The sequence below is a fragment of the Thalassospira sp. MCCC 1A01148 genome (assembly GCF_001613795.1).
GTDB lineage: Bacteria > Pseudomonadota > Alphaproteobacteria > Rhodospirillales > Thalassospiraceae > Thalassospira.
Genome location: NZ_LPVZ01000020.1, coordinates 1,203,533 through 1,218,166, shown reverse-complemented (window position 1 = coordinate 1,218,166; position 14,634 = coordinate 1,203,533). Strand labels below are relative to the sequence as shown.

Below are 14,634 nucleotides of genomic sequence, written 5' to 3'. Positions count from 1 at the left end.
TGACTGAGGGGCACCGAACATTCAAATGTACTGGTAAGTCACTCAACCGGGGATAGGCGATCCATGCAAATTACGGTTATCGGTAAGCAACTTGACGTAGGCGAAGCGTTTCGCCAACACGTCGTCGAGACCTTGGACCCTGCAGTAGAGAAATATTTCGATCACGCGATCGAAGCCACGGTGACCGTCACCAAACAGGCACATCTCTTTCACGCGCAGATATCGGTCCATGTCGGCAAAGGCATGATGATTCAGGCAAAAGCATCAGCAAATGAGGTTTATCCCGCATTTGATGCCGCCTGTGACAGAGTAGCCAAACAGTTGCGGCGTTATAAACGACGCCTGCGTGATCATCACGCAACCCGGGACCACTATGAGGAGGCTCGCCTGGAAGCGATCCATTATGTGATCGAACAGGAAGATGAAGATCAAACGGATGACAATCACGTAAACGGCTATGAACCGGTGATTGTGGCCGAGACACCCGATCGCATCGATACGCTTTCCGTTGGGGAGGCTGTCATGCGGCTCGACTTGGGGGACATTCCGGCACTTATGTTCCGGAATGGCAAACATGGCGGACTGAATGTTGTCTATCGTCGCTCGGACGGTAATATCGGATGGCTGGATCCAAACGATAGCGAGGCGAGCGGCGGGTGACTGACACAGATTCCGAGCCAAACAACGCAACGCGAAAAATGGACATATCATCGATTCTTACTCCGTCCGGAGTTATCCCGGCACTGCGTTCCGGCGCGAAGAAGGCTGTGCTTGAGGAACTTGCCGAAAAGGCTGCCGAAGTTACCGGACGCCCTGCGAGCGAGATTTTCTCTGTCCTGCTTGACCGTGAAAAGCTTGGCAGCACCGGCGTTGGTGGCGGTGTGGCAATTCCACATGGCAAGCTCAATGATCTGGACCGTCTGCATATGGTCTTTGCCCGTGCAGGCAATCCGATCGAGTTCGATGCCGTGGATGAACATCCGGTCGACCTGTTCTGCATGCTGATTGCACCTGAAGAAGCCGGGGCCGATCACCTGAAAGCACTGGCGCGGATTTCCCGCCTGCTGCGTAACCAGGGCATGTGTGACAAACTGCGCGGGGCTGGCTCAGCCGACGCGATCTACGCACTGCTGACCCAGGACGAGGCCGAACAGGCCGCGTGAAACGGTCAGTGAGCGGCGGGTAGTCCCCGTAACAGATACAAGATTTAAAAAACCGGACGCCATATCAGGCGTCCGGTTTTGTTTTGGGTCATTGATGTTTCTGACCAGCTACAGGTTACAGGCATCCTGGCGGCTCAGACTCCGGCCTGTCTGGCGTCCTCTGCTTCCTTGACCTTTGTCAGGCGCCCGGCAAGAACAACAAGATACAGAACTGGAATGCCGATCACGGCCGTGCCGATAAAGAACCAGCTATAGCCGACCATATCGACCACCGTGCCGGAGAACCCTGCAAGGATTTTGGGAAACAGGGTCATGATCGAACTGAAGATCGCGTATTGCATGGCCGTGAACGAGATATTGGTCAGGCCCGACAGATAGGCGATGAAGGCTGCGGTTGCGAGACCACCCGACATGTTGTCGGCCATGATCACCACGACAAACATTGTGGTGTCGGGGCCAAGCTGCGCCATGAAGGCAAACAGGATATTGGTGATTGCCGATAACAACGCGCCAAGAAACAGGATCCGTACCACGCCATAGCGAACCGACAGCACCCCGCCCAGGAAACTGCCGCCAATGGTCATGAACAGGCCAAATGTCTTGGAAACGGCGGCGATTTCTTCCTTGGAGAAACCAAGGTCGGTGTAAAACACGTTGGCCATCACGCCCATGACGATGTCGGCAATGCGATACACCCCGATCAGGGCGAGGATGACGATGGCGGCCTTGCCATAGCGATCAATGAAGTCCCTCACCGGCGAAATATAGGTTTCCTGAACCATGCCGGTCGGGGTCAGGCCAACCCGCGTGGTGAGCCAGGCGACAAAGACAGCAAATACCACCGAAACCGCAAGTTTGAGGGTTCCTGCGATAAAGCCGGCCAGTTCGCGGATCATCCCGTTGTCGGTCAGGGCCGTTTTGAGTGGATCGGTGATGTTTCCCGCATAGACATTGGCAAGGATGAAGGCGATCACGGTAAGTGCAAACATCGCAAGAAACCGGACATAGTCAGATGTTTCGTGGAAATATTTGCTGTCGAGCTTAACCGACCTGGGTTCACTGACGAGGAGGGTGGTGATCACCCCGATACACATGGCAAGCGCCATGCAGCCATAGGCCATGGTCCACGCAAAGTGCTGATAGGCGCCTTCGGCCTCAAACAGGCCAGCAATGGTGAGTGCCCCGGCACCGGCGACGATCATGCCGATGCGATATCCGCCAATATAGGCCGAACTCATCATTGCCTGCAGGTCGGTATCTGCGGCCTCGATCCGGTAGGCATCAATGACGATATCCTGTGTGGCAGAGGCGAAACCAAGGGCAACGGCGGCAAAGGCCATCATGGTCAGGTTTTGCGCCGGGTCGGTCAGGCCCATCCACAGGATGGCGGCAATGATCGCGATCTGGGAAATGATCAGCCAGGAGCGCCTTCTGCCCATAAGGCTGTGCAGGACCGGGAAGGGCAGCCGGTCAATCAGCGGTGCCCAGACAAACTTGAAGGAATAGCCAAGGGCGGCCCAACTGAAATAGGTCACCGTAGAGCGATCGACGCCAGCTTCGCGCAGCCAGATCGACAGGGTCGAGAAAATCAAAAGGATGGGAATGCCCGCCGACAATCCCAAAAACAGCATCGTAATCACGCGCGGATGAATAAAGGCGCCAAAGGCCTCGCCCCAGCTTCGCTTTTCCATGCTGTTCATTGATTTCCCCCGAGTTGAAATACGCTGGCACGAAGCTAGGCCAAACAGGTTAATGAAAGCCGAAACCAAGGGCGGATGCCCGTTGGACGGGCAGACAAGAAAAAAGGCCGATCCTTTTGGACCGGCCCTTTTTGCATGTGGTTTTGAAAGAAAGGCTTAGCCTTCTTTTTTGCGGCTTTCGCGCTTACGAACGTTCGGGTCAAGGTGTTGCTTGCGGATACGCACACTTTGCGGGGTCACTTCGACCAGTTCGTCGTCCTGAATATAGGACAGGGCTTCTTCAAGCGACATGCGGCGCGGCGGGGTCAGCAGGATGGCGTCATCCTTGCCCGATGCGCGGACGTTGGTCAGCTTCTTGCCCTTGAGTACGTTGATCTCGAGATCGTTGTCACGGTTATGTTCGCCAACGATCATGCCCTGATAGACACGCTCGCCCGGCTCGATGAACATGATGCCGCGATCTTCAAGGTTAAACAGCGCATAGGCAACCGCATCGCCCTGATCGTTGGAAATCAGCGCACCGTTACGACGACCCGCAATGGAACCCTTGACCGGGCCATAGGAATGGAACACGCGGTTCATAACGCCGGTACCGCGGGTATCGGTCAGGAATTCACCGTGATAACCGATCAGGCCGCGCGACGGCGCGATGAAGATGATACGGGTCTTGCCGCCACCGCTGGAGCGCATGTCGGTCATTTCAGCCTTGCGCAGGCTCATTTTCTCGACCACGACGCCGGAATATTCCTCGTCGACGTCAACCTGGACTTCTTCGAACGGCTCGGACAGGACGCCGTCGATTTCCTGGAACAGAACGCGCGGACGCGAGATGGAAAGCTCGAAGCCTTCGCGGCGCATGGTTTCGACCAGAACGCCAAGCTGCAATTCACCACGACCGGCAACTTCGAACGCATCCTTGTCGGCGGTTTCGCCAATCTTGATCGCGATGTTGCCTTCGGCTTCGCGTTCCAGACGCGCACGGATCATGCGCGAGGTAACCTTGTCACCTTCCTGGCCGGCCAGCGGCGAGTTGTTGACCGAGAAGGTCATCGCCAGGGTCGGCGGATCGATCGGCTGGCTTTCGATGGACTTGGTGACTTCGGTCGAACAGATGGTGTCGGCCACGGTTGCTTCGGTCAGACCGGCAATCGCGATGATGTCACCAGCAACGGCTTCGTCCTGCGGGACACGTTCCAGACCGCGGAAGCCCATCAGTTTGGACAGGCGGCCGGTTTCAACCGTGCCATCTTCGCGAAGGACCTTCACCGGCATGTTGAGTTTCGCACGACCCTGATAAACACGACCGGTCAGAATGCGGCCCAGGAAGTTATCGGCATGCAGCATGGTGGTCAGCATGGCGAACGGGGCGTTTTCATCAACGTCGGGTGCCGGAACATGTTTGAGAACGAGTTCCATCAGCGGGGTCAGGTTGTCTTTCGGGCCTTCCGGGCTTTCAGCCGCCCAGCCGTCACGACCGGATGCATACAGAACCGGGAAGTCGAGCTGTTCGTCAGATGCTTCAAGCGATACGAACAGATCAAAAATCTCGTCGAGAACTTCTTCGGCGCGCTGGTCCGGACGGTCAATCTTGTTAATGACGACAATCGGGCGCAGACCGAGTTTAAGCGCCTTGCCCAGAACGAATTTGGTCTGCGGCATCGGGCCTTCGGCCGAATCCACCAGCAAGACAACGCCTTCAACCATGGACAGGATACGTTCGACCTCACCGCCGAAATCGGCGTGGCCCGGGGTATCAACGATGTTCACACGGGTGTCGCCCCACTGAACAGCCGTCGGTTTTGCGACGATGGTAATGCCACGTTCACGTTCCAGGTCGTTGCTGTCCATGGCGCGTTCGTCAACGCGCTGGTTGTCACGATAGACACCGGACTGACGGAACATGGAATCGACCAGCGTGGTTTTGCCGTGGTCAACGTGGGCGATGATGGCGATATTGCGCAAGCTCATTGGCGCGGACTCCAGAAATAAAAATGCCGCGCGCCGGGAAACGCCCATGCGCATCGGTCAATAAGTAAGTGTTTCAAGGCCAGTAGATATTCAGCAAAACGGTTTGGGGTTGCCACACGCCGGTATCACCGGCGGGAACCCGACATCAACATATGTGCTGAATGTTTACTGGCCCGGATCGTAATCGTGCAGATATGCCCGAAGGCCGCCCTGTCATAGCCAATGTGAAGGCGAAAGGCCAGCGTTGTAAGCGCCATGTCGGGTTGATTATTCTGCAATGCGGGCTGTTTGCGCCAAACTCTGGACAAAGTCAATGCTTGTGTTGCGCTGCAGCGCCGCGCAAACCCTGCATTTGTGAGCAAAAAACGGGACGGCATTGAATTGTTGCCGTCCCGTGAAATCTTACGAGCGTTTGCACGCTCTATATAAAAGAGTGATCAGATCGCCTTTGCGATCAGCTCCTTAAGGTCCGCATCCGGGCGCGCACCCATATGCGAAATCACTTCTGCCGCACAGATCGCGCCAAGCTGACCACAAATCTCAAGGGTATGACCCTGCGTGTAGCCAAACAGGAAGCCCGAAGCAAACAGATCACCGGCACCGGTGGTATCGACCACTTTGGTGACCGGCTCGGCGCTGATTTCGTAAAGTTCGTCCTGGCTTACGATAACGGCACCCTTTTCACTGCGGGTCAGGGCCGCGACACGGCAATGCTTGCGGACTTCGGCCAGCGCTTCTTCAAAGGTCTCGACTTCGTAAAGCGACTTGATCTCGTCTTCGTTGGCAAACAGCACGTCGATATGGTCATCGACCAGTTCGCGGAAGGATTCGCGATGGCGATCAACGCAGAAAGAGTCAGACAAGCTGATCGAAACCTGACGGCCAGCATCATGGGCGACCTTGGCAGCCTTGATGAAGGCGTCCTTGGCTTCGGGGCGATCCCAAAGATAACCCTCCATATAGGTGACCTTGGCGGATTTGATCAGATCTTCATCAATGTCATCCGGGCCAAGCTCTGTGCAGGCGCCAAGGAAGGTGTTCATGGTGCGGTGACCATCCGGGGTGACAAAGATCAGGCAGCGTGCCGTCGGCGAACCTTCGGTGGCAGCTGCCGTGTCGAATGCGACACCAATCGCGCGGATATCGTGGCGGAAAACCTGACCAAGCTGATCATCGCGGACCTTGCCGATATAGGCACCCTTGCCGCCAAGGGCTGCGATGCCTGCCATGGTGTTGCCAGCCGAACCGCCCGACATTTCAAGGCCCGGCCCCATCTGGTCATAAAGCGCATCTGCCTTGTCGGCATCAATCAGGGTCATGGCGTTTTTGACAAGGTCGAGGCGCACAAGGTCTTCTTCCTTGCAATGGGCAAGGACATCAACGATGGCGTTGCCGATCCCAACGACGTCGAATTTGGTGTCGTTCATGTAGTAATTTCCTGCGGTTAGTCGGTGTGAACGGCACCGTGATATTCCCGGTAAGCCGTGCGGCGAGAGAGACAGCACAAGGCCGTGCTCGATTGCCTTCTATATTGTCTGATGCGGAGTATAGGGAATGCATTGTGCGGTGCAAGCCTTGCAACTGTTTCGTCCCCGGTCGTTTAACCGGTCATTAACCTCCGGAAAAACTACAAAAGATGTTTTTTGGGGCGTTGATCAACGAAATTCGATCCCGGAGCGATTTGAAATTGAAACCATGGGTCGAGGAAATCGCTTCTGAGCTCGCCTGTTCAAAAGCCACCCGCCGCAAAGCCGCAGAAATCAACGGGTCGCGCTTTATTCAGTCTTTTCGAAGATAAGGGCGCGCATGGCGCCGGAAAAGTGGCCAAAAATACCATAACAAGCAAACTTACATGTTTTTGAAAGGCCAATTTCGGCGTTTCGCAGCAGAGCAGTGTTCAAGACAAACCGTTTTGTCTTGAAATAGAGCTAAATGTAGTCAGCTAATTATCTATTAATAGGCAATGATGATTATGTCTATATTGGATAAATAGCAGTTTAAGCGTGCGGGAGCATCGACAGGACGCCATGATGAGCATCCCGCAAAAAGGGGTGTTCCAGTATGAATCAGGGGATTTTCCGGGGGAAGTCGGCGACTACTTATCGGGGAAAAGCGGGATCGGATCGTTGTTTTCCCGTGGTTCCGTGCTGTCCTCGGCGGTCAGGTTTGCCGCATCGTCGCCGGATTTGCCATTGGCGTTCTGGTGGGCCGTATTGTGGGTTAGTCTATCCCGCAATTCTTCGATCACGGCTTCGATCCGGGCGCGATGAAGCGGGTCATCACAACGTTTGACGAACTGTTCAAACGCACCAAGGGCCATATGGTCCTGATCAAGGCGGGCATAAAGCGCACCAAGCTGGTGCCAAAGGCCTTCATGTTCCGGATCAATCAGCAGACTGTGCTCGATAACACGGGTTGCGAGCTCCAATTCACCGGCGCGAAGGGCCCGTACCTTTATATTGTTTTGAAGTCGCAACAAAATATCGATGTCGGATGATGGCTTGTAGTGTTCCGGGGCCAATTCGGCATCCAGCCCACTGAAAGACTTCAGCAGTTCGCGCAATTCCGCTGGACCAAGGCTGATTGCGCCATGGAACGGGTCGATCATCTTGCGTTTGCCATTGGCCTGAACACGCAGCAGAAAGTGACCCGGAAAATCAATTCCGGTTACGGCAATGCCACAACGCCGTGCCGCGTGGATATACAGCATGCCAAGCGCAACCGGCAGGCCGCGCTTGCGCTCAATCACCTGCATCAGGTCGGCATTGGCCAGGTCGTCGTAGTTTTCCGCATCCCCCTGAAAACCATTGCGTTCGGCAATCACGGTTTGCAGGGCGCGGACAACCTGATCAATGGTCGGTTCGGCTTCCTTGTCATCGACCGGAAGCGGCTGATTGCCGCCATCAACTGCCAGATCGGGTTGCAGGGTAAGCCCCGCCAACTCGGACCGGACCTGATCGGCCAGATCGTCAAGGATGGCAAGAAACGGCACGATATCGCGCTTGTGTGTTCCATTCGACTGATTGAGGCGGGCAAAATGCAGGGCTGCCTCGGCCACGCTGGCATCAGGCTTTTTGCCCTTGCCATAATCGACAAGCCATTGGCGATCCGCATCGGTCGGTGCTGTTATGTGGCTGACGCTGCTGATGGTTCAGGTTCCTTGTCGGATGGCGTCGTCTTTCAGACGGATGTGACTGACAACCCGTTTGACGTAACTGGTGTCTCGGGCATGCGAAATCACGCGATTGCGTTCAAGTTCGTCCTGCGCGATCCCCATAAGATGAACTGTCCCGTTTACGGTCTCGACGCTGTAATTGATCGCGAACACATCGCCATCAAACATCAGTGCGGTTTTGATCTTGGTGGTGATCAAAAGATCACTCGCATTATCTACGAAGGTCATGCCCTCGCCGATCTCGATCTCGTTATGAACGCTTTTGACCCCATTAACCTGCCAGCTTAATCGCACGGCTTCAAGCTGATCGCTGACAGTCGGCACCTGGCCTGCCAAAAGAACTTCGCCTTCAACCACTTCGATCTCGATATCGAGAAACAGCTTTTCGTCCTGTGCCAGAAACTTCTGCCATATCTGGGCGGTGATCGCTGTATCACTGACCGCGCCGTTCAGGCCGCGCTCCTGAAACGCTGCAACGCCCGCGGTTGCGCCGGCCCCGACCACAACGGATGCAGGCGTGCATCCCGCAAGCGGTATCAGGCAAATAGCGCTCAGTAAAAGTGCTTTGGCGATGCCAAGTGGCCGATTGACCATTATTGTTGGTGACATATACGGATGTCTCGTCCAGTTCCCCCAGTCTTCAGGGTCCATACTGGAGCGCGGGGGTTAAAGAGTTTTAAAATCCGGGCCGCTTTATCAGTAAAAATGCATTTTTCTGAAAATTGGGCGTCAGGCTGGATGGCCAGTGGCACCCGTCAATGGGTTTTGCTAGTCAGCAATTCCGCCCAGCGTCCCGGTGACACGCCATAAGTCTGGCGGAAATGGCGGTTGAAATGGCTTTGATCGGCAAAGCCCGTTTCGGCCGCGATTCCGGCAAGCGACTGGCCCAGCGCCATCATCGCACGTGCCTTTTGCAGGCGGCGCATCATCAAATAGCGATAGGGTGTTGTCCCGAACCGTGCCCGGAAATGGCGGATCAGACGAAAACGGTCCATATTGGCAACCTGTTCAAGCTCGTCAGACTGCACCGGGCGGTCAAAGTTGTCTTCAAGAAAGGCGCGCACCTGATCCATGCTTTGGCTGGCGTTGAAGCGCGGGCGTTTCAGCGGTGCCTTGGCGTGCAATGACAGGCGTTGGGCAATATCGCCAACAAACTGGTCACGCAAAAGCGGATCCATGTCGCATTCAAGTTCACCCAATGCAGACGCCATGATCGACCACAACACCGGGTCCTGAATAACCGGTTCGCCGACAAAGGGCAGGGGGTCGCTTTCATGATCAAGGCCCGATCGCAACAAGGCCGGTTCAAGATAAAGCATGCGATATTGCAAGCCATCATCGGTACCCGCCCCGCCATCATGCAGCTCGTCTGGATGCAGGATGATGATATTGCCCGGATTGCTGGCGCGAAATTCCCCGCGATAGTTGAAGGTCTGAATGCCTTGCAGGGTGATGCCAAGCGCATAGGTATCGTGGCGATGCGGGGTGAACATGTTGCCATAAAAAAGGGCTTCGATCCGCTCGATCCCCGGTGCGGTCGGCGCAGCGACGAAGCGTTCACGTTTTTTGCACAAACGTTCAATACCGCGATCATCAGGCTGGTCTATTGCTTCTTTCATTACCAGATTACCCGACCGACTGGAGTAAGTAGATGTTTGATACCAAAGTTGCCCTGATTTTGCGCAATGACCTTGAAGCTTGGCAATCCCTGAATGTCACGGCGTTCCTGATGAGCGGCATTGTCGCCCAGACCCCAGATATTATCGGGGAGCCCTATATTGATGCAAACCAGAACGTCTATAACCCGCTATCACGGCAGCCCGCCATCGTTCTGGCGGCTGACAGTGACACCATCGCCAAAATCCATCAGCGGGCGTTAAACCGCGGTGTCCGAATGTCTGCCTATATCGAGGACATGTTTGCCACCGGCCATGACGGCGCCAATCGCGATGTGTTTGCCAAGGCTGATCCGCAAAACGCTAAGTTTGTAGGTATTGGCATTCACGCTGACAAACGCAGTGTCGATAAAATTACCAAGGGTGCGAAGATGCATCCCTGAGCCCGGATGGCAGGTTTCGCTGCCTAAGAAACCTGCCAAGCATTTCCGAGATGGGTGATCCAGCCCCATTTGCCGACAATCATCAGATCAAGCCGCAGGTCGCCCGCATGGCCGATTTTGCCCGCATAGGCTTCAAGCGCGCGGGCGATGCGGTTTTGTTGTCTGGGTGTGATGGCGTGAAGGGCGGCTTCATGATCAGCGCGGTTTTTGACCTCAATGGCGATCAGGATATTTCCGCGTCTGGCGATGATGTCAATCTCACCGGCAGGGCTTTTATGGCGGGTGGCAAGAATGCGATAGCCCTTCAGGCGCAGCCAGAATTCACAAAGCTTTTCCGCCCGGCGTCCGGCCTTTTCCGCCCGCTTGCGGCTTGATGTGTCATCAGGCAAGGGACGGGATCGGGTCATGGTCAGTTCGGGTCCGATTTGGCCAGTTCAAGGGCACGATTATAAAGGTCGCGCTTCTTGAGGCCGGTTTCCTTGGCAAGGATATCAGCCGCCTCCTTGGTGCGGTGGGTTTTGATCAGCTCGCTTAGGCGCGCGTCAATATCCTCGGCACTGGGTTCTGCTGCGCTGGCATCGGCCGGGCCGACAATCACCACGATCTCGCCCTTTGGTGCGCCCGCCTCGTCATAATGGGCGGCAAGATCGGCCAGCGTGCCGTTGCGGACTTCTTCAAACATCTTGGTGAGTTCGCGGGTCACCGCGGCTTCGCGCGTGCCACCGAGCATTTCGCCCATATCTTTCAGGCTTGCCGCCAGTCGTTTGGGGCTTTCAAGAAAGATCAGGCTGCCCGGGATCGGGGCGAACCGGGCGAGTTCCTTTTTGCGCGCCATCGTTTTGGGCGGCAGGAAACCAGCATAAAAGAAGTGATCGCTTGGCAGACCGGACAGGATCAGGGCGACAATCGGCGATGCCGCACCCGGTGCTGCGGTGACGTTAAAGCCTTCTTCCTTGCAATCGCGCACCAGCTTATAGCCGGGATCATTGATCAACGGGGTGCCTGCATCGGAAATCAGTGCCAGTCCCTGACCCTTGCCAAGACGGTCCATGATTTCGGGGCGCATCTTTGCCGCGTTATGTTCGTGATAGGCGATTCGCTTGGTTTTCACGCCATAGCGCGACAGCAATTTGCCCGATGTTCGGGTGTCTTCGCACAGGATGACATCGGCGCGTTTGAGGATTTCGAGCGCCCTGAACGTAATATCGCCCAAATTTCCGATTGGAGTAGCAACCAGATAAAGACCAGATGAAAGCGGCAAATGGCTTTCATCATGTTTACTTGCATCCTCGCCCGCATTACCCTGCGGTCGAAACGACTTATCTGGAGGTGAGAGTGGGTTGTCCGAAACGTCATCCGTCAAAGAACCGGATGCAGAAAGAGGCGCTGCCGTGTCAGGCGTTGTCAGATCGGGATCGGTTTTCGGATCTTTTTCCGGCTTGGGGCCGGATCGTGCGCCGGACGGCATCTGTGGTTGTCCTCTCTTTCGGGCTAAGCGCATGTAATGCGACCACGAGTATCACGGACCTGTTCGGATCGCAACGTGACGGAGCCCCGGTTGAAAGTACCAATCAGCCCGGGACGAACACCGTCGATCCCACCAGCGCCCCGGATCAGGGATTGATCCCCGATGCCAACCCATGGCCCAGTGAAGCCGCCCTGCCGGAAGGTGAGGGTGCGGAACTTCCGATGCTGTTCAATGACGAAGCTGCGGTCTTTGAAAAGCGGGTTGCCTTGTTGCTTCCGCTGTCTGGTCAGCACGGGGATCTGGGGCGTGCCATGCGTCACGCCGCAGAGCTTGCCATGTTTGATATTGCCGGTGACGACTTTGTTTTGATGCCAATTGATACCGCCGGAACTTATCAGGGCGGGCAAAATGCCGCGCGTGAAGCGGTTGAGGCCGGTGCGAAGATGATCCTGGGGCCGCTATTTGCCGAATCGGTCAGTGGCGCCAGCGAAGTTGCCAAGTCGGCCAATGTGCCGGTGGTGGCCTTTTCCAACAATCGCCGGGTGGCTGAAAGCGGTGTCTGGGTCAATGGCCTGATCCCGGAAGACCAGATTGCCCGTGCGGCTGGTTATGCCACAACGCAAGGGCGCTATCGTTTCGCGGCCCTTCTGCCGCAAAACGACTATGGCCGTCAGATCGCCAGCGGATTGAATAGCGTTGTCTCGCGCGTTGGAGGCAATCTTGGCCGCGTGGCTTTTTATCAGCCCGGCTCGGAAAACCTGCAGCAAACCATTCGTGACTTTGCCAATTACGACGCAAGGCGCGCGAACTTGCGGGCGCACAAGGCACAGCTTGAAGCCGATGGCAGTGCCGGATCAAAACGCGCGCTGCGCCGCCTTGAAGGTGTTGATACTTTTGGCGAGCTCGATTTTGACGCCCTGATCCTGCCCGCGACTGGTGGGGAATTGCGTCAGGTTTCCTCGCTTCTGGCCTATTACGATATTGATCCGTCGGTCGTGCAGTTTATCGGCACGTTTGGCTGGAACGATCCGGCCCTGTTTTCGGAACCGGCCCTTCAGGGCGGGATTTTTGCCGCCCCCAATCCGGAAAACTGGGAACTGTTTGCGTCGCGCTTTGAACGCACATTTGGCAGTCAGCCGCCAAGGATCTCAAGCCTTGCCTATGACAGTACGGCCTTGGCCGCCCTGATGGCGCGCGATGGAAATAATATGAGCCAGGAAACCCTGACCAATCCGGGCGGGTTTGTCGGTGTGGATGGTATTTTCCGCCTGACCCCGGACGGCCAGTCCGAGCGCGGCTATGCCATCATGCAAATTGAGCCCGATGGCGCAAAGGTGATTGCACCAGCCCCGGCAAGCTTTGATCTGGTTTTCTGATCAGGGAAGCTGAACCCGCGTAAATCTTCCAGACGCCTGCCGAATTATGCCTCGGCAGGCGTTTTGTCTTTGTAGTTGCAAAGATCATTGACGATGCAGTCACCACAGCGTGGCTTGCGCGCCTTGCAGATATACCGCCCATGCAGGATCAGCCAGTGATGGGCATGGGTCATGAAGCGCGGCGGGACTTTTTTGAGCAACGCCTTTTCAACGGCCAGAACTGTTTTGCCATTGGCCATGCCGGTCCGGTTGCCCAGCCGGAAGATATGGGTATCGACCGCCATGGTATGCTCACCCCAGGCGATATTGCGCACCACATTGGCTGTTTTGCGCCCGACACCGGGCAGTGCTTCGAGTGCTTCCTGATCGTTGGGTACGATCCCGCCATGTTTTTCAACAAGGATCTTGGCTGCGGCCATGACATTCTTGGCCTTGCCGCGATAAAGCCCGATGGTCTTGATGTGCTCGATCAAGGCCTCTTCGCCAAGGTCGAGCATATCCTGCGGGGTTTCGACGATCTGAAACAGCTTTTTGGTCGCCTTGTTCACCCCGACATCGGTGGCTTGCGCCGAAAGAGCAACCGCGACCAGAAGGGTGTAGGGATTGGTGTAATCGAGCTCCCCCTTCGGTTCCGGGTCGGCATCGGAAAGACGCTGGAAAAACTCTTCGATGGCGGCTTTGTTCATCGGGCGGGCCATGAGGACGTCCTTATCAAGATTGGCCGGTGAGATGTCTGGGGAACCTGATTGTGGAGGTCCGCCGGAATGTTTCACAGCTGTCAAAAACGAGCCTTTCGGGCCTTGATCCAACAAGTCCAAGTTTCGAAAGTATGTAATTTCTGAATTCCTTTGAGAATACGGACTTTTTTTCCAAGCGTTTGGCCCAGCGCCAGGACCTGCTTGTTGCTCGTTTGACAATTTTACTGCGCATTTCAGGCGGCAAGTCGGTATGGGCTTCCAACAGGTAGGCGAGCGCAAGGTTGAGGTCGTGTAACACTTGTGCGCCAGCACCATATCCCGACAAACGGCTTGCAGCCTCTTTCGGGGCATAGGCTAGAACAATTGGGACCTCAACGAAATTGGCAATGCGCGAAACCCGCAAACATAGGGAGTAATCCTGAATAAATACTCTTTCATCAGAGCCGCCCACCTTTTGCGCAAGTTCGGTCCGGAGAAGAACGCAGCTAGGATTGAAATGGGCTTTTTCGATCATCGTTGCGATGGCATTCGTGTTTGGTATTGGATGTTGGTTGGCAAGGTTCGCAGTTGGTTTCTGATAAGTTTCAGAATACACTTCAACCTCTTCAATCCTTGAGTGGGCCAAACCGGCCCCGGTTTTTGTGAGCGCGTTTAACAAAAGCTCTGTGGAATTCGGGCACAATACGTCGTCGCCATCGACAAACTTGATAAAGTCCCCCGTGGCGGATTTGATTCCAGTGTTCAACGCAACAGAGGGACCGGAATTTTCGATCGATATAATCACTATATTGGGTTGTTTACTGGCATAGGCCTCGATCCGTGGCAGCGTTTCATCCGTAGATCCATCATTGACCAGAATAACTTCACGTTCGAAATCGCCTGTCTGCGCAAGTACGGAATCCAATACCGGTCGAATATATTCTTGCTTGTTAAACAGTGTTATAACGTAACTGACTTTGGTCATTGATTTTACCACGATGAAGGATAAGCAAGCTGCCAATCTAGCGTTTGGCGACGCAATGTAAAT

At 55.4% G+C, this 14,634-nt stretch carries 14 protein-coding genes; 4 read left to right on the top strand and 10 right to left on the bottom strand.

The window, feature by feature from the left end:
• The first annotated feature begins 63 nt into the window (after positions 1-63).
• Complete coding sequence (gene hpf / locus AUQ43_RS15015; protein ID WP_062957009.1) at positions 64-660, top strand: ribosome hibernation-promoting factor, HPF/YfiA family; 597 nt, start codon at positions 64-66, stop codon at positions 658-660.
• Between the two features lie 38 nt (positions 661-698).
• The gene (gene ptsN, locus AUQ43_RS15010) at positions 699-1,163 is read left to right on the top strand and encodes a PTS IIA-like nitrogen regulatory protein PtsN (RefSeq protein ID WP_062957008.1); all 465 of its coding nucleotides are present in this window, start codon (positions 699-701) and stop codon (positions 1,161-1,163) included.
• A gap of 134 nt (positions 1,164-1,297) precedes the next feature.
• On the opposite strand, the gene AUQ43_RS15005 is transcribed toward ptsN, so the two are convergent.
• From AUQ43_RS15005 to AUQ43_RS14980, 6 genes are all read right to left on the bottom strand, one after another.
• Positions 1,298-2,863, bottom strand: a complete 1,566-nt coding sequence (locus tag AUQ43_RS15005) for an MFS transporter (RefSeq protein WP_062957007.1) — start codon at positions 2,861-2,863, stop codon at positions 1,298-1,300.
• A 156-nt stretch (positions 2,864-3,019) separates the two neighbouring features.
• Positions 3,020-4,831, bottom strand: a complete 1,812-nt coding sequence (gene typA / locus AUQ43_RS15000) for a translational GTPase TypA (RefSeq protein ID WP_062957006.1) — start codon at positions 4,829-4,831, stop codon at positions 3,020-3,022.
• Positions 4,832-5,268: 437 nt separating this feature from the next.
• Complete coding sequence (locus tag AUQ43_RS14995; RefSeq protein ID WP_062957005.1) at positions 5,269-6,258, bottom strand: adenosine kinase; 990 nt, start codon at positions 6,256-6,258, stop codon at positions 5,269-5,271.
• Positions 6,259-6,926: 668 nt separating this feature from the next.
• Entirely contained in the window at positions 6,927-7,889 is a 963-nt protein-coding gene (locus tag AUQ43_RS14990) for a SirB1 family protein (RefSeq protein WP_062957004.1), read from the bottom strand.
• A 93-nt stretch (positions 7,890-7,982) separates the two neighbouring features.
• The gene (locus AUQ43_RS14985; RefSeq protein WP_232310695.1) at positions 7,983-8,615 is read right to left on the bottom strand and encodes a BON domain-containing protein; all 633 of its coding nucleotides are present in this window, start codon (positions 8,613-8,615) and stop codon (positions 7,983-7,985) included.
• 146 nt (positions 8,616-8,761) lie between these two features.
• The gene (locus AUQ43_RS14980; RefSeq protein ID WP_062957002.1) at positions 8,762-9,625 is read right to left on the bottom strand and encodes an AraC family transcriptional regulator; all 864 of its coding nucleotides are present in this window, start codon (positions 9,623-9,625) and stop codon (positions 8,762-8,764) included.
• A 32-nt stretch (positions 9,626-9,657) separates the two neighbouring features.
• Here AUQ43_RS14980 and AUQ43_RS14975 point away from each other — a divergent pair, with 32 nt between their 5' ends.
• Positions 9,658-10,065: a DUF2000 family protein gene (locus tag AUQ43_RS14975; protein WP_062957001.1), complete on the top strand. Its 408-nt coding sequence runs from the start codon at positions 9,658-9,660 to the stop codon at positions 10,063-10,065.
• Positions 10,066-10,088: 23 nt separating this feature from the next.
• Here AUQ43_RS14975 and AUQ43_RS14970 read toward each other — a convergent pair whose 3' ends face one another.
• Complete coding sequence (locus AUQ43_RS14970; RefSeq protein WP_062957000.1) at positions 10,089-10,472, bottom strand: YraN family protein; 384 nt, start codon at positions 10,470-10,472, stop codon at positions 10,089-10,091.
• A 2-nt stretch (positions 10,473-10,474) separates the two neighbouring features.
• On the bottom strand, positions 10,475-11,533 hold the full coding sequence (rsmI, locus tag AUQ43_RS14965; RefSeq protein ID WP_084272118.1) for a 16S rRNA (cytidine(1402)-2'-O)-methyltransferase: 1,059 nt from the start codon (positions 11,531-11,533) through the stop codon (positions 10,475-10,477).
• A 2-nt stretch (positions 11,534-11,535) separates the two neighbouring features.
• Here rsmI and AUQ43_RS14960 point away from each other — a divergent pair, with 2 nt between their 5' ends.
• Complete coding sequence (locus tag AUQ43_RS14960; protein WP_232310694.1) at positions 11,536-12,909, top strand: penicillin-binding protein activator; 1,374 nt, start codon at positions 11,536-11,538, stop codon at positions 12,907-12,909.
• Positions 12,910-12,953: 44 nt separating this feature from the next.
• Here AUQ43_RS14960 and nth read toward each other — a convergent pair whose 3' ends face one another.
• Positions 12,954-13,595: an endonuclease III gene (gene nth / locus AUQ43_RS14955; RefSeq protein WP_062957347.1), complete on the bottom strand. Its 642-nt coding sequence runs from the start codon at positions 13,593-13,595 to the stop codon at positions 12,954-12,956.
• A gap of 25 nt (positions 13,596-13,620) precedes the next feature.
• The gene (locus AUQ43_RS14950) at positions 13,621-14,571 is read right to left on the bottom strand and encodes a glycosyltransferase family 2 protein (RefSeq protein ID WP_062956999.1); all 951 of its coding nucleotides are present in this window, start codon (positions 14,569-14,571) and stop codon (positions 13,621-13,623) included.
• Positions 14,572-14,634 lie beyond the last annotated feature (63 nt).

Bases quoted from the DNA above. Each gene is read 5' to 3' on its own strand.
- hpf (WP_062957009.1), top strand. From the start codon at position 64: ATGCAAATTACGGTTATCGGTAAGCAACTTGACGTAGGCGAAGCGTTT.
- ptsN (WP_062957008.1), top strand. From the start codon at position 699: ATGGACATATCATCGATTCTTACTCCGTCCGGAGTTATCCCGGCACTG.
- AUQ43_RS15005 (WP_062957007.1), bottom strand. From the start codon at position 2,863: ATGAACAGCATGGAAAAGCGAAGCTGGGGCGAGGCCTTTGGCGCCTTT.
- typA (WP_062957006.1), bottom strand. From the start codon at position 4,831: ATGAGCTTGCGCAATATCGCCATCATCGCCCACGTTGACCACGGCAAA.
- AUQ43_RS14995 (WP_062957005.1), bottom strand. From the start codon at position 6,258: ATGAACGACACCAAATTCGACGTCGTTGGGATCGGCAACGCCATCGTT.
- AUQ43_RS14985 (WP_232310695.1), bottom strand. From the start codon at position 8,615: ATGTCACCAACAATAATGGTCAATCGGCCACTTGGCATCGCCAAAGCA.
- AUQ43_RS14980 (WP_062957002.1), bottom strand. From the start codon at position 9,625: ATGAAAGAAGCAATAGACCAGCCTGATGATCGCGGTATTGAACGTTTG.
- AUQ43_RS14975 (WP_062957001.1), top strand. From the start codon at position 9,658: ATGTTTGATACCAAAGTTGCCCTGATTTTGCGCAATGACCTTGAAGCT.
- AUQ43_RS14970 (WP_062957000.1), bottom strand. From the start codon at position 10,472: ATGACCCGATCCCGTCCCTTGCCTGATGACACATCAAGCCGCAAGCGG.
- rsmI (WP_084272118.1), bottom strand. From the start codon at position 11,533: ATGCCGTCCGGCGCACGATCCGGCCCCAAGCCGGAAAAAGATCCGAAA.
- nth (WP_062957347.1), bottom strand. From the start codon at position 13,595: ATGAACAAAGCCGCCATCGAAGAGTTTTTCCAGCGTCTTTCCGATGCC.
- AUQ43_RS14950 (WP_062956999.1), bottom strand. From the start codon at position 14,571: ATGACCAAAGTCAGTTACGTTATAACACTGTTTAACAAGCAAGAATAT.